Genomic DNA, 14237 nt, shown 5'->3' on the forward strand with positions numbered 1-14237 from the left:
CAGCAGGTTGAACTGCTTGTGCGCTGGTCTGTGCGGCATTGCCTGACCGCGTCAGGACAATATACAAGTGGGTTGCTTAACGCTTTTTGCCGACTTCATTGCCGATCAACGCGCCAGCAGCAGCGCCGCCAACGGTTCCCAGCGTGCCGCCAAAGACGGCATTGCCTGCCACGCCGCCCAGTACAGCGCCAGCGCCAGTACCGATTTGTGCGTTGGTTGGGTTGGTGCCGCAGCCGGTCAGGGCAATCAGGGAAGCGGCGGCAACTGACATCAAAATTTTCGTGTTCATAATTTCACCTTTTAGAGGAAGAGGCTATTTTTCAGGATGCTTCACCGATTGAAGTCCAGGCTTTGCCTGTGCCTGAATTTTATGCCATGCAACCAGGCTGGACTGTAGGATTACATCGCCGACAGCTGTCGTATCGATGCGCACCCATAAAGTTTCGTTGAGTGCCCCTACAGGCTTACAGGGCGCGGTTGCGCGCCAGTGGCGGGTTTTTGGCGAAATAACTCGAAATGCCGCGCATCAGCGCATCGGCCAGCTGAATCTGGTAGCCCTCGCTGCGCAGCCGGGCTTCTTCAATCGGGTTGCTGATAAAAGCCGTTTCGACCAGTACGCTGGGGATGTCGGGCGCTTTCAGCACCGCAAAACTGGCCTGCTCGACCCGGGGCTTGTGCAGCTTGCCGACATTGCCGATCTCGCCCAGCATGGCGCTGCCCAGCTTCATGCTGTCATGGATTTGCGCGGTGGTGCTCATGTCAAACAGGGCTCTTTGAACCTGCGCATCCTTGGCCTTGGCATTGATGCCGCCCACCAGATCGGCCGAATTTTCCTTGTTGGCCAGCCAGCGTGCCGCGCTGCTGGAGGCGCCTTTTTCGCTCAGTGCAAACACGCTGGCACCTTGAGGAACGTCGGTAAAAAAAGCATCGGCATGCAGGCTGATGAAAAGGTCGGCCTGTACGCTGCGCGCTTTTTGCACGCGAATATGCAGCGGTACGAAAAAATCGGCATCGCGCGTCAGGTAGGCGCGCATGTTGGGCTGCTGGTTGATTCGGTCGCGCAGGCGGTGTGCAATTTGCAGCACCACATCTTTCTCGCGCGTGCCGCCGGGGCCGATGGCGCCGGGGTCTTCACCGCCGTGGCCCGGATCCAGGGCGACGATGACAAGACGATCCATGCGGGCTTGGGGCAGGTTGGGGAAGTTTTCTCTAAAATCCGGCGCTGAAGCTTCTGGCAACCGGGGAACAGAAGCCGTTTGCGACTCGTTTTTCAGCGATGAATTAGGCAGCAACTTGGAAATCGAGACTTTGGGGGGCCTGGAAGGCAAGGGGGCGGCTGGCACCGGGATCGACGCCGCTTTGTCGGACTGCTGCGCCATCAGGCTGCCGAGCGGGTCACTGGCTGCTGCGGTGTTTTCAGACGGTGTCGGCAGTTTGTCGGGCGCAGGATTTGCGGCGACGGGTGCGGCTGCCGGTGTGTTGGCTGCTGCGCTCCCTGAACGGGGGTCGGCAAGCCGTTCGGAAATCATGGCTTCCAGCGGGTCTACCGGCTGCGCCGGGTACAGGTCAAACACCAGCCGGTGCTGGTAAGCGGCCACCGGCTTCAGGCTGAACACCTGCGGCAGCATGGGCTTTTTCAAATCCATCACCAGCCGCACCACGCCCGGTGCGTTTTGCCCGACACGAATGCCCGAGATGTTCGGGTCATCGGACTTCACCTTGGCCACCAGTTCGCGCAGCGCTGGAATCAGGTCGATGCCCTCAATATCAACCGCCAGCCGGGGCGGCTCGGGAATAAAGAACTGGCGCGCCTTGATTTCAGTGTCTGACTCGATGGTCAGCCGCGTGTAGTCCTTGGACGGCCAGACACGCACCGCCACGATGGTGGCGCCCCGTGCGATGTGCTGCGTGCCCAGCAGCAGCACCAGGCTGCCCATTTGCAGGGCATGGCGGCGGCTCAAACCGGACGCAGGAGACTTCTTGTTTTTCATGTGAGCAACTCCGCCCCCGTGGGGGTATAGGCCGTCAGGGTGATGGTGCGGGACGCGTCGGGCAGCATGTCGATATGGATTACCAGATCAGGCAAGGGTAAATGGTCACCCACTTTTTCAGGCCACTCCACCAGCTTCAATCCGGGGCTGGCAAAGCTCTCGCGAAACCCGGCTTCTTCCCACTCGTTCGGATCGTTGAACCGGTAAAAATCAAAATGCCAGATGGCTAAACCTTGATTGTGAACCGCGTCAAGCGCTGGCGCATCCAGTGTGTAAGCTTCAACGACCGCATAGGTGGGGCTTTTGATGCGCCCCGGCACGCCCAGGCTCCTGAGCAGATGGCGCACAAAAGTGGTCTTGCCGGCACCCAGGTCGCCTTGCAGTTCGATCAGCGCGCGGCCAATTGCGGGTTGGGCCGCCAGCGTTCGCGCAAACGATTCCGTGCTGGCTTCGTCAAGCCAGGTCATGTTTTTTACAATCAGCGGATGCCGACCTTCAATCAGTGGAACAGTCATCAATTCGTTTCTCAAATTCAAACTTGGGCACGCGAGCTTGGATTTTCGCAAACAGGCATCGCGGGTGTCGACTTGTCGTTGGCCGAAACGGGATTATCAGCCTGGCTGGCCGAAGGATTTCATGGCGACATGCATTACATGGCCGCGCATGGCCTTAAAAGAGCGCGGCCTGCCGAATTGGTTCCGGGAACGGTCAGCGTTATCACGGCACGCATGGATTATTTGCCAGCGTCCATTCCGAGCGGGCCGGGCGAGTGGCAAGCCATGGAACTCAGCCGCCTTGAGCGGCCCGCCGAAGGCATTGTGTCGGTCTATGCGCGGGGCCGGGACTACCACAAGGTGCTGCGCGCCCGGCTGCAAAAATTGAGCGAACGCATTGCCGCGCAGGTTGGGCCGCTCGGGCACCGCGTCTTTACCGATTCGGCCCCGGTGTTAGAGGCCGAACTGGCGGCGCGCAGCGGCCAGGGCTGGCGCGGCAAGCACACGCTGCTGCTCAACCGCGAAGCCGGCTCGATGTTTTTTCTGGGTGAAATCTATATCGACATTGCCTTGCCGCCCAGCCTGCCGGTCACGTCTCACTGCGGCAGTTGCCGGGCCTGCATCGACGTGTGCCCGACGCAAGCCATCATCGCGCCGCACAAACTCGATGCGCGGCGTTGCATTTCTTACCTGACGATTGAGTCTGCCGGCCCGATTCCGTTGGAGTTTCGCCACGTGATCGGCAACCGTATTTACGGCTGCGACGACTGCCAGCTGATTTGCCCGTGGAACAAGTTCGCGCAGCGCAGTGCGTTGCCTGATTTTGACGAGCGCAAGGGGCTGACCGGCCAGCAACTCGTCACCCTGTTTGCCTGGAGCGAGGCGGATTTTTTGCGTTTTACCGAAGGCAGCCCGATTCGCCGCATCGGTCACGAGCGCTGGCTGCGTAATATTGCCGTAGCGATGGGCAATGCCCTGCGTGCAGGCGTTGCGGACGCCGCCGGTTTGCGCGCCGCTCTGCAGGAACGCGCTGTAGGCCCAAGCGCGCTGGTTGGCGAGCATGTCGCCTGGGCGCTGCAGCAAAATCCGGATAATTAATGATGAAATAGGGCTATGTCGGAGTTAACTGTTGCAAAAATTTTCCCCAGAGGAGAAAAGTGATCGAGCCTTTATGGCTACAGCTATGGCGCAACACTTAACTCATACATAGCCTGAAATAGCTGTCTTGCGCAATAAATACGGGCGCAAGCAGCTATTGAAATAGTAGCAAAATTAGCGTGCTAAAAACTGACGCCATTACCCCAGCAGACCCAGCGCAAACGGCAAACTCACCAGCCCCAGCAGGGTTGACAGGGTGACCAGCCCGGCCACATAACCGCCGTTGTAGCCCATGCGCGCCGCCAGCACATAGGCACTGGAAGCCGTCGGCAAAGCCGAAAACGCCAGCAACACGGTGGACTGCACGGGCGTCAATCCAAACGCCCTGGCCAGCCCCAGCGCCATCAGCGGCAACAACACATGCCGTATCGACAACACGGCGGTCGTCAGGGTTTTGGCCTGCGACAGATGGCCAAACTGCATGCCGGCCCCGGCGGCCATCAAGCCCAGCACGATGGCCGAGGCGCCAATCCGCGTGAGCGTGGGCGCTGACCAGTCAGGCACCGAAAACCCCAGCAAATTAACTACCAGCCCCGACGCCGTGGCCAGAATCAGCGGGTTGCGCGCGAGTTCGCGCAGGAAACCGCGCTGCGCATGCCGGGCCATCGGCCACACGGCCGCCACATTGGAAAGCGGCACGCACACGCCGATCAGCACCGCAATCATCTGCAGGCCCTGGCTGCCCGCGAGCCGCTCCGCCAGTGCCAGACCAATGAAGGAATTGAAGCGAAAGGCCACTTGCGCGCTGGCCGCATGTTCACGCGCGTCAATATGCCGGCCCAGCCAGGGAAGATGCGGCAGGCTGTACGCCATGGCGATGCCTGCCAGGCTCAACGACAGACCAGCGCCTATGACGCTGGAGGCGGCCCCCAGGTCAAGCGGGCTTTTGACAATCGAATAGAACAGCAAAACCGGGAATAAAAAGAAGTAAACCAGGCTTTCCACCTGCGTCCACACCATGCGGTTCAGGGCGGTGTAGCGGCAGAGCAGGTAACCACAAACAATCAGCGAAAAATCAGGAAAAAGGAGTTGGGCGTAAATCACGGCGTCGAGAATAACCGTAAAAATCGGGGTAAGCCCTTATGCGTATTCCACAGGGCACAGCACGCGCGCCTGCGTTTACGATTCGTGTTTGTTTCACGCAAAGGAAGTTGACTATGAATCATCGTTATCTGCTGGCACTGTCTGCACTGGCCTTGAGCGTCGCGGGCGGCTCTGCGCTGGCGCAAGGCTATCCCAACAAGGTCATCAAGCTGCAGATTCCTTTTGCACCGGGCGGCACCACCGACATCATTGGCCGGGTCATGGCCGATCCGCTGGGCAAGGCGATGGGGCAGGTCGTCATTGTTGAAAACAAGGCCGGCGGCGGCGGCGTGATTGGTGCGACTGAAACGGCGCGCGCGCAGCCTGACGGCTATTCGCTGGGCATGGCCACGGTGTCCACCACCGCCGCCAACCCGGCCATCAACCCGAAAACGCCGTACAACCCGCTGACGGATTTCACGCCGATCATCAACATTGCTGCCACGCCCAACATCATTGCGGTCCATCCGAGCTTTCCGGCGCGCAACTACAAGGAGTTTGTCGCCGAGCTGAAGAAAAATCCCGGCAAATACTCCTTTGCCTCGTCGGGCACCGGCTCGATTGCGCACCTGCAGATGGAACTGTATAAAACCCTGAGCGGCACGTTCATCACGCACATTCCTTACCGGGGCTCCGGCCCGGCGCTCAATGACACGGTGGCCGGGCAGGTGCTGATCATTTTTGACAACCTGCCTTCGACGCTGCCGTTTGCGCTGCAAAAGCGCCTGATTCCCATCGTCGTGGCCGCGCCGCAGCGCCTGGCTTCGCTGCCGGACGTGCCAACCTTCAAGGAAGTCGGGCTGGAGCCGGTGAACCGCATGGCGTATTACGGCCTCGTCGGCCCCAAGGACTTGCCCAAAGAGGTGGTTGACAAGGTCAATGCCGGCGTGAAAAAGGCGCTGGAAGACCCGGCGGTGCGCAAGCGCATCGAGGACACCGGCTCGCAGATCGTGGCCAACACGCCCGAGCAGTTCGCGGCCCAAATCAAGGCCGAATTCGACGTCTATAAAAAAGTCGTTGAAACCGCCGGCCTCAAGCTGGAATGAAGCGTCTGCTCCGCCTTTCATGAAGGCCGCCGCTTGGGGCTTTGCCTCAAAGCGGCAGCTTTTTATCTTTTCTTCACCCAACTCCTTACGCTATGCACCCCCAAAGTCAGTCCGGCATTGATGCGTTTGTCGACGCCCTGTGGCTGGAAGACGGCCTGTCCAACAACACGCTGGCCGCTTACCGGCGCGACCTGTCGCTGTACGCTGAATGGCTGGGCGCCGAAGCGCAGCAGCAGCGCTGGCTCGACGAAACCACCGAAGAAGACCTCAAGGCTTATTTTGCTTTTCGCCATGCGGTGACCAAAGCCACGTCGGCCAACCGCTGCCTGACGGTGTTCAAGCGCTACTTTCGCTGGGCGCTGCGCGAAAACCTGCTGGCCCTGGACCCGACGCTCAAGCTTCAATCGGCCAAACAGGCCTTGCGCGTGCCCACCGTGATGTCTGAGGCGCAGGTCGAGTCGTTGCTGGCCGCCCCCGACGACGACACGCCGCTCGGGCTGCGCGACCGGGCCATGCTGGAGCTGATGTATGCCAGCGGCCTGCGCGTCAGCGAACTGGTCGGGCTCAAGACCTTTCATGTCGGCCTGAATGAAGGCGTGTTGCGTGTCACAGGCAAGGGCAACACCGAACGGCTCGTGCCTTTCGGCCAGGTGGCGCGTGAATGGGTCGTGCGTTACCTGGCTGAAGCGCGGTCGGTGATTTTGGGCGGCCAGCAGACCGACGACATGTTTGTGACCAGCCACGGCCACGGCATGAGCCGGGTGATGTTCTGGATGCTGGTCAAAAAGTATGCACTTCTGGCCCATATTCATTCGCCCCTGTCGCCGCATACGCTGCGCCATGCTTTTGCGACGCATTTGCTCAACCACGGCGCTGATTTGCGGGCGGTGCAAATGCTGCTCGGGCATGCCGATATTTCCACCACCACGATTTACACCCATGTGGCGCGTGAACGCCTGAAGCTGCTGCATGCAGAGCACCATCCGCGCGGCTGAATAGACAGAAAAATCAGGCGGCAGATGCGTACAGGGGCCGGCGCTGTTTCAAGCCGACGCTTGCAGCAGCGCCAGCTCGGCTTCATCAAATCCTGCCGCGCGCCGGGCATCCAGATTCAGCGGGCCTTTCAGGCGCGGCGCGCCGTACTGCAGGGCCAGCGCGGTATAGGTCGCGACCGGCGGCAAGCCGCGCTCGGCGCACAGGTGGCGAAACCAGTGGTTGCCAATTGCCACATGGCCGATTTCATCGCGCAGGATGATGTCCAGAATGCTGACGGCGCGCAGGGCGTCGGGTGTGCCGACCTTGCGCAGTTTGGCCTGCATCGGCGGCGTGGCGTCCAGCCCGCGCGCCTCCAGCGTGCGCGGCACCAGCGCCATGCGCGCCAGCACGTCGGCTTCGGTTTTTTGCGTCATGTCCCACAGCCCGGTGTGGGCCGCAAAGTCGCCATAGTCGTAGCCCATGTCTTGCAGCAGCCCGCGCAGCAGGCTGAAATGCGTGGCTTCTTCCGCCGCCACCTGGAGCCAGTCGAGGTAATAGGCGCGCGGCATGCCGCCAAAACGCCAGATGGCATCGAGCGCCAGATTGATGGCGTTGAACTCGATATGGGTCACCGCATGCATCAGGGCGGCCAGGCCTTCGGGCTTGAAAGGCGAGTGCCGGGGCATGTCCAGATGTTTTCGCAATTCCGGTCGCGCCGGGCAACCGGGAAGGCCTGAAGGCGCACTGATGGTGGTATCAATTGCTATTAAAAGAGTAGCTGCTTGCGCATACAGGGCGTGCGCAAGCGCCACTTTTTGTTGTAAATCAGGCGTCAGGAGCGCTTGCAGGGCAAGCTGGCGCAGTTCCGGGGCGATGGGCGTGGCGTTCATGGCTGAATTGTCGGCGCAAGTGGCAGGAGCGGGGCGACTATAAGCTGGCGCGGGCACAGGAGCTATCGCGTCCTTACAATCAAAATTCATTTTCACCCGTACTCCGTCATCAAGGAACACCATGGCCATTTACCAGCTGGACGATCTGAGCCCCGCCATTCACGACTCAGCCTGGGTTGCCGACAGCGCTTCTGTCATGGGCAACGTGACCTTGTGTGAAGACAGCAGCGTCTGGTTTGGCGTGGTGATTCGGGGTGACACCGAAACCATCACCGTCGGCAAGGGTGCCAATATTCAGGACAACAGTGTTCTGCACGCCGACCACGGCATGCCGCTGGTGATTGGCGACAACGTCACCGTCGGCCATCAGGTGATGCTGCACGGCTGCACGATTGGCGACGGTTCGCTGATCGGCATTCAAGCCGTGGTGCTCAATGGCGCAAAAATTGGCAAGAACTGCCTGGTCGGCGCAGGCGCTTTGGTGACTGAAGGCAAGGAGTTCCCGGACGGTTGCATGATTCTGGGAAGTCCAGCCAAAGCGGTACGCCAACTGTCTGACGCGCAAATCGAAGGTTTAAAAATGAGCGCGCAGCACTATATAGACAATGCCCGGCGCTACAAGACCGGACTCAAGAAACTGGCCTGAACGGCCTTCAGAACGACATTGAGAGCGATATCCAGAACATGATCCATTCAGAAACGCGGCAGCTCCAGACCCGGCAAAGACCCGCAAAGGCTAAAAATTCTGTTGTGCAATGCACCCGACGCAACCCATTGCGCGCAGCGACGAGCGTGGCAGAACTACCTCTTCCCCAGCAGGGGCCGTGGAACCGGCTTTGCCGGGCCACAGGCGCAGCAGCCCCCTCGGGGGGCAGCACAGTAAGAGCAGCGACAAGCGTGGGGGTTTACTAATGTCTGAACTGCACAAATTCATCTTCGACGGCCTGCCGGTGCGCGGCATGATCGTGCGCCTGACCGATGCGTGGCAGGAAATCCTCAAGCGCCGGCAAGACGCTGGCGGCTATCCGGCCGAGGTCATCAACCTGCTGGGCGAAATGACGGCGGCTGGCGCGCTGATGCAAAGCAACATCAAATTCAACGGCGCGCTGATTTTGCAGATTTTTGGCGATGGCCCGGTCAAACTGGCCGTGGCCGAAGTGCAGCCCGACCTGAGCCTGCGCGCCACCGCCACCGTGACCGGCCCGGTTGAGCCGGGCAGTTCGCTCAGCCAGCTGGTCAATGTAAACAACGAAGGGCGCTGCGCCATCACGCTGGACCCGAAAGACAAATTTCCGGGCCAGCAGCCTTACCAGGGCGTGGTGCCGCTGTTTGGCGACCAGCATGAAAAAATTGAGAGCCTGGCCGAAGTGCTGGAGCACTACATGCTGCAAAGCGAGCAGCTCGACACCCGCTTGATTCTGGCGGCTGACGGCAATGTGGCTGCAGGCCTGCTGATCCAGCGCCTGCCCGTCAAAGGCATGGGCAACCTCGAAGGTCAGAGTGACCGCCAGGCCAATGAAGACCAGATTGGCGTCAATGAAGATTACCAGCGCATCGCCATGCTGGCCGGCACGCTCAAGCGCGAAGAATTGCTGACGCTTGATGTCGATACGATCTTGCGCCGCCTGTTTTGGGAGGAACCCATCACGCGGTTTGAGCCGCTCACACCGAGCTTTGCCTGCAGTTGCTCACGCGAGCGCGTCAGCAATATGCTGCGTGGGCTGGGGACTGAAGAAATTGAAAGCATCATTGCCGAGCGCGGCGCGGTCGATGTGGCCTGCGAGTTTTGTGGCGCGCAGTACGGATTCGATCCGGTCGATGCAGCGCAGATTTTTACCCAGCCCATCCAGCAGCTGCCGCCCACTTCAACCGTTCAGTAATCAGCGCACAGCGGGTTTGATGGCGAATAGCGTCAAACCTGGTCGGTGCGTTGCCCCAGCAGAGCGGTCAACAGCTGGTGTTCACATTGCGGATCGCTGCATTTCTCACACATCCAGACCCAGGGCTGTTTTTTGACACTGCCTGAAAGAGGCTTTGGGCGTGAGCTTGTTTCAGCGCGGGGCAGCAGGCTTTCAATGGCATTCAGGGCATGGGCCAGGCGTTCCTCGGCGGTTCCGTAAAGCACCCGGTAAGACACAGCCGCCAGCGCCAACCTGGCGCGAATCAACAGGTCTTGCGCCTCAAGCGCAGGGTCTTGTGCTTCGATTTGGGATTGCGCCGAGGGTTGCAGCCCGCATAGCAGCACCAGGTCAAAAGCGCAGAGGTTGGTTGTGTCCGCCTGCGCGTTGCCCGGCACCACCAGAAAAACTTGCCAGCCTGAGGCTTTCAACGCGCTGTTCAGGGCGTCGGCAAGCATCTGGAGGTCGGCGTGAGGCGCGCCCAGCAGTGCGATGGTCAGCGCCGCCATGCGTGGGGCTCAGGGGGTGATCTGGACAAACATTTCATTGGGCTTGACCATGCCCAGCTCACTGCGCGCCTTTTCCTCGACCATGCCCAGACCCTCTTGCAGATCCTTGATTTCGGCGGCCAGCTGGTCGTTGCTGGCCTGATCCAGCGTGTTCTTGGCCAGCTGTACGCTCAAGCGCTGCTCCATCTCCCGCACGCTGGAAATGCTGCCTCTGCCCGTCCAGAGCTGGGCCTGGAACACCACCAGCAGCATGAGCAAAATAGCAGGAATGAAGAAACGCTTGCCCATAGGTCGGAAAAAAGTTAACGCAGGTTGTAGAACGCGGCGCGACCGGGATAGGTGGCGATGTCGCCCAGGTCTTCTTCGATGCGCAGCAACTGGTTGTACTTGGCCATGCGGTCCGAGCGGGACAGCGAGCCGGTCTTGATCTGGCCGGCATTTGTGCCCACGGCGATATCGGCAATCGTCGAATCTTCGGTTTCGCCCGAACGGTGCGAGATCACGGCGGTGTAGCCGGCGCGCTTGGCCATTTCGATGGCGGCAAAGGTTTCGGTCAGCGTGCCGATCTGATTGATCTTGATCAGGATCGAATTGGCAATGCCCTTGTCGATGCCTTCTTTCAGGATTTTCGTGTTGGTGACAAACAGGTCATCACCCACGATCTGCACATCCTTGCCAAGGCGGTCGGTCAGGATTTTCCAGCCGTCCCAGTCGCCTTCGGCCATGCCGTCTTCGATGCTGATGATCGGGTATTTATCGACCCAGGTTGCCAGCATGTCGGTCCACTCCTGCGCAGACAGGCTCAGGCCGCCTTCGCCGGCGAGCACGTACTTGCCATCCTTGTAGAACTCGGATGCCGCGCAGTCCAGGCCCAGGGCAATCTGCTCGCCGGCGACAAAACCGGCCTTGTCGATCGCTTCCAGGATCATCTGGATCGCTGCTTCATGGTTGGGAACGCTGGGCGCAAAACCACCTTCGTCGCCCACGGCAGTGCTCATGCCCTTGTCGTGCAGGATGGTCTTGAGTGCATGAAACACTTCGGCGCCGTAACGCAGGGCTTCACGAAAGCTCGGTGCGCCGACCGGAATGATCATCAACTCCTGCAGGTCCAGGTTGTTGTTGGCGTGCGCGCCGCCGTTGACCACGTTCATCATGGGCACCGGCATCTGCATGGCGCCGCTGCCGCCAAAGTAGCGGTACAAGGGCAGACCGGCTTCTTCAGCCGCTGCACGGGCCACGGCCATGCTGACGGCCAGCATGGCGTTGGCGCCCAGGCGCGATTTGTTCTCGGTGCCGTCCAGGTCGATCAGGGTGCGGTCCAGAAAAGCCTGTTCGCTGGCGTCCAGACCGAGCACGGCTTCGGAGATTTCGTTGTTGATATGGTCAACCGCCTTGAGCACGCCCTTGCCGAGGTAACGCGACTTGTCGCCGTCGCGCAATTCGATGGCTTCGCGCGAGCCGGTGGAGGCGCCGGATGGTACGGCTGCACGACCCATGACGCCGGACTCCAGCAGCACGTCGCATTCGACGGTAGGGTTGCCACGGCTGTCGAGAATTTCGCGGCCGACGATATCAACAATTGCGCTCATTTTTTTTCGTCTTTCAATCAATAAATCAAAAATTACAAACCGAAATTATTTTCAAGAAAACCATTTTTCTTGGTCACACGGTCCAGTTCCAGCAGCGTTTCCAGCAGCGCTTTCATGTGCTTGAGCGGGACGGCATTGGGGCCGTCGCTCAGGGCCTTGGCCGGGTCTGGATGGGTTTCCATGAAAAGGCCGGCAATACCGACCGCCACGGCAGCACGCGCCAGCACCGGCACCATTTCGCGCTGGCCACCGCTGCTGGTGCCCAGGCCGCCGGGCAGCTGCACCGAATGCGTGGCATCAAACACCACGGGCGCATGGGTTTCCCGCATGATCGCCAGGCTGCGCATGTCTGACACGAGGTTGTTGTAGCCAAAACTGGCGCCGCGCTCGCAGGCCATGAAGCGGTCTTCATCCAGACCTATTTCACGCGCCGCAGCGCGCGCCTTGTCGATGACATTTTTCATGTCGCCGGGGGCGAGAAACTGGCCTTTTTTGATGTTGACCGGCCGGCCCGATTGCGCCACTGCATGAATGAAGTCAGTCTGGCGGCATAGGAAAGCCGGGGTCTGCAGCACATCGACGACGGCGGCCACGGCAGCAATTTCGGCTTCGGAATGCACATCGGTCAGGATGGGGAGGTTCAACTCGCGCTTGACCTTGGCCAGAATTTCCAGGCCTTTTTCCATACCGGGGCCGCGAAAACTGGTGCCGCTGGAGCGGTTGGCCTTGTCGTAGCTGGATTTGAAAATGAAGGGAATGCCCAGCGAAGCGGTGATTTCCTTGAGCGCGCCGGCCGTGTCCATTTGCAACTGCTCGGACTCAACCACGCAGGGCCCGGCAATCAGGAAGAAAGGCTGGTCCAGCCCGATGTCAAATCCGCAGAGTTTCATGTTCAGGCCACTGCTTTCAGGGGTTTTGCGTTTTCGGCTTTAATGGCCTGGCTCGTCGCGCTACGGTGTTCAAGCGTTGCGGCAATGTAGGCGTTGAACAGCGGGTGGCCGTCCCACGGCGTCGATTTGAATTCAGGGTGAAATTGCACACCCATGAACCACGGGTGGACGTCTTGCGGCAGCTCGACAATCTCGGTCAGATGTTCACGCTGCGTCAGCGCAGAAATGACCAGGCCTGATTGGCGCAAGGTGTCGAGGTAATTGACGTTGGCTTCATAGCGGTGGCGGTGGCGTTCTGTCACCACATCGCCGTAAATCTTGTGCGCCAGGCTGTTCGGGGTCACGTCGGAGCTTTGCGCGCCCAGCCGCATGGTGCCGCCCAGGTCAGACTTGGCGTTGCGCGTCTTGATGGTGCCGTCGGCATCTTTCCACTCGGCAATCAGGGCAATCACCGGATGCGTGGTGGCCGGATCAAACTCGGTGCTGTTGGCGTCTTTCAGGCCGGCCACATGGCGCGCGAACTCGATCGTGGCGACCTGCATACCCAAGCAGATGCCGAGGTAGGGAATCTTGTTTTCGCGGGCAAAGCGGGCGGCGCAGATTTTTCCTTCCACGCCGCGTATGCCAAAACCGCCGGGCACCAGAATGCCGTCAAACTGCGCCAGACGCGACACGTTGTCGGAGGTGATGGTTTCGGAGTCAACATACTCGATGGTCACCTTGGCATGGTTTTTCATGCCGGCGTGGCGCAAGGCTTCGTTCAGGGACTTGTAGCTGTCGCTCAGGTCCACATATTTGCCGACCATGGCAATGTTGACTTCGGTTTTTGGGTGCTCGGTCTCGTACACCAGGTCGTCCCAGCGCTTGAGGTTGGCAGGTGGCGTGTGCAGGCGCAGCTTGTCGCAGATCAGGCCATCCAGGCCCTGTTCGTGCAGCATGCGGGGCACCTTGTAAATCGTGTCCACATCCCACATTGAAATCACGCCCCATTCAGGCACGTTGGAGAATAGCGAGATTTTGTCGCGTTCTTCGTTGGGAATGCGGCGGTCGGCGCGGCACAGCAACACGTCGGCCTGAATGCCGATTTCGCGCAACTGCTTGGCAGTGTGCTGGGTCGGCTTGGTCTTGAGTTCGCCCGCAGCGGCAATCCACGGGACGTAGCTCAGATGCACGAAAGCGGTGTTGTTGGGCCCCATGCGCAGGCTCATCTGGCGCACGGCTTCGAGGAAGGGCAGGGATTCAATGTCACCCACCGTGCCGCCGATTTCGACAATCGCCACATCGACCGCTTCAGGCGTGTCATAGCGCGCGCCACGTTTGATGAAGTCCTGGATTTCGTTGGTGATGTGCGGAATCACCTGAACCGTCTTGCCGAGGTAGTCGCCGCGACGCTCTTTATCCAGCACGCTCTGGTAAATCTGGCCGGTGGTGAAGTTGTTCGCCTTGCGCATCCGCGTTTCGATGAAGCGCTCGTAATGGCCCAGATCGAGGTCGGTTTCGGCGCCGTCTTCGGTGACGAAAACTTCGCCATGCTGGAGCGGCGACATCGTTCCCGGATCCACGTTGATGTAGGGATCAAGCTTGATGAGAGTGACTTTGAGGCCTCGCGATTCGAGGAGCGCGGCCAAGGAGGCTGAGGCGATTCCCTTGCCCAGGGAAGACACTACACCGCCGGTGACGAAGACAAATTTGGTCATGCCATGTACGAACCACA

15 protein-coding genes are annotated in these 14237 nt (G+C 60.0%); 5 read left to right on the plus strand and 10 right to left on the minus strand.

Translation table 11 applies throughout. From position 1 onward, the window contains the following. Positions 1 to 76 precede the first annotated feature (76 nt). From RCH06_RS10555 to tsaE, 3 genes are all read right to left on the minus strand, one after another. Positions 77 to 289 carry a glycine zipper 2TM domain-containing protein gene (locus RCH06_RS10555; RefSeq protein ID WP_327081420.1) on the minus strand — a complete coding sequence of 71 codons (213 nt, stop codon included), beginning with the start codon at positions 287 to 289 and terminating at the stop codon, positions 77 to 79. Positions 290 to 464: 175 nt separating this feature from the next. Beyond that, the gene (locus tag RCH06_RS10560) at positions 465 to 1991 is read right to left on the minus strand and encodes an N-acetylmuramoyl-L-alanine amidase (protein ID WP_327081421.1); all 1527 of its coding nucleotides are present in this window, start codon (positions 1989 to 1991) and stop codon (positions 465 to 467) included. Continuing rightward, a complete protein-coding gene (gene tsaE / locus RCH06_RS10565) occupies positions 1988 to 2506 on the minus strand; it encodes a tRNA (adenosine(37)-N6)-threonylcarbamoyltransferase complex ATPase subunit type 1 TsaE (protein ID WP_327081422.1) in 519 nt (172 codons plus the stop codon). Before tsaE ends, RCH06_RS10560 begins: the two co-directional genes overlap by 4 nt. Between tsaE and queG the strand changes: the two genes are divergently transcribed. Beyond that, a complete protein-coding gene (queG, locus tag RCH06_RS10570; protein ID WP_327081423.1) occupies positions 2477 to 3583 on the plus strand; it encodes a tRNA epoxyqueuosine(34) reductase QueG in 1107 nt (368 codons plus the stop codon). The two genes, tsaE and queG, sit on opposite strands and share 30 nt — an antisense overlap. A 198-nt stretch (positions 3584 to 3781) precedes the next feature. Here the strand turns inward: queG and RCH06_RS10575 are convergent, their stop codons facing one another. Continuing rightward, positions 3782 to 4687 carry an AEC family transporter gene (locus RCH06_RS10575; RefSeq protein WP_327081424.1) on the minus strand — a complete coding sequence of 302 codons (906 nt, stop codon included), beginning with the start codon at positions 4685 to 4687 and terminating at the stop codon, positions 3782 to 3784. A 113-nt stretch (positions 4688 to 4800) separates the two neighbouring features. Between RCH06_RS10575 and RCH06_RS10580 the strand changes: the two genes are divergently transcribed. Further along, entirely contained in the window at positions 4801 to 5772 is a 972-nt protein-coding gene (locus RCH06_RS10580; RefSeq protein WP_327081425.1) for a tripartite tricarboxylate transporter substrate binding protein BugE, read from the plus strand. Positions 5773 to 5864: 92 nt separating this feature from the next. Beyond that, entirely contained in the window at positions 5865 to 6767 is a 903-nt protein-coding gene (xerD, locus tag RCH06_RS10585) for a site-specific tyrosine recombinase XerD (RefSeq protein WP_327081426.1), read from the plus strand. Positions 6768 to 6815: 48 nt separating this feature from the next. Here xerD and RCH06_RS10590 read toward each other — a convergent pair whose 3' ends face one another. Beyond that, on the minus strand, positions 6816 to 7637 hold the full coding sequence (locus RCH06_RS10590) for a ferritin-like domain-containing protein (RefSeq protein ID WP_327081427.1): 822 nt from the start codon (positions 7635 to 7637) through the stop codon (positions 6816 to 6818). Positions 7638 to 7758: 121 nt separating this feature from the next. Between RCH06_RS10590 and RCH06_RS10595 the strand changes: the two genes are divergently transcribed. Beyond that, complete coding sequence (locus tag RCH06_RS10595) at positions 7759 to 8283, plus strand: gamma carbonic anhydrase family protein (protein WP_327081428.1); 525 nt, start codon at positions 7759 to 7761, stop codon at positions 8281 to 8283. 265 nt (positions 8284 to 8548) lie between these two features. Next, entirely contained in the window at positions 8549 to 9517 is a 969-nt protein-coding gene (hslO, locus tag RCH06_RS10600) for an Hsp33 family molecular chaperone HslO (RefSeq protein WP_327081429.1), read from the plus strand. Between the two features lie 32 nt (positions 9518 to 9549). Here hslO and RCH06_RS10605 read toward each other — a convergent pair whose 3' ends face one another. Genes RCH06_RS10605 through RCH06_RS10625 form a run of 5 tightly spaced genes read right to left on the minus strand, consistent with a single transcriptional unit; the run spans position 9550 to position 14220 of the window. Then, positions 9550 to 10044: a hypothetical protein gene (locus RCH06_RS10605; protein WP_327081430.1), complete on the minus strand. Its 495-nt coding sequence runs from the start codon at positions 10042 to 10044 to the stop codon at positions 9550 to 9552. A 9-nt stretch (positions 10045 to 10053) separates the two neighbouring features. Then, positions 10054 to 10332: a septum formation initiator family protein gene (locus tag RCH06_RS10610; protein ID WP_327081431.1), complete on the minus strand. Its 279-nt coding sequence runs from the start codon at positions 10330 to 10332 to the stop codon at positions 10054 to 10056. Positions 10333 to 10346: 14 nt separating this feature from the next. Then, positions 10347 to 11633, minus strand: coding sequence for a phosphopyruvate hydratase (eno, locus tag RCH06_RS10615; RefSeq protein WP_327081432.1), 1287 nt, complete (start codon positions 11631 to 11633; stop codon positions 10347 to 10349). Between the two features lie 32 nt (positions 11634 to 11665). Continuing rightward, entirely contained in the window at positions 11666 to 12523 is an 858-nt protein-coding gene (kdsA, locus tag RCH06_RS10620) for a 3-deoxy-8-phosphooctulonate synthase (protein ID WP_327081433.1), read from the minus strand. Between the two features lie 2 nt (positions 12524 to 12525). Further along, positions 12526 to 14220 carry a CTP synthase gene (locus RCH06_RS10625; protein ID WP_327081434.1) on the minus strand — a complete coding sequence of 565 codons (1695 nt, stop codon included), beginning with the start codon at positions 14218 to 14220 and terminating at the stop codon, positions 12526 to 12528. Positions 14221 to 14237 lie beyond the last annotated feature (17 nt).

This window comes from Polaromonas sp. CG_9.5 (assembly GCF_035984465.1).
Taxonomy (GTDB): domain Bacteria; phylum Pseudomonadota; class Gammaproteobacteria; order Burkholderiales; family Burkholderiaceae_C; genus Polaromonas.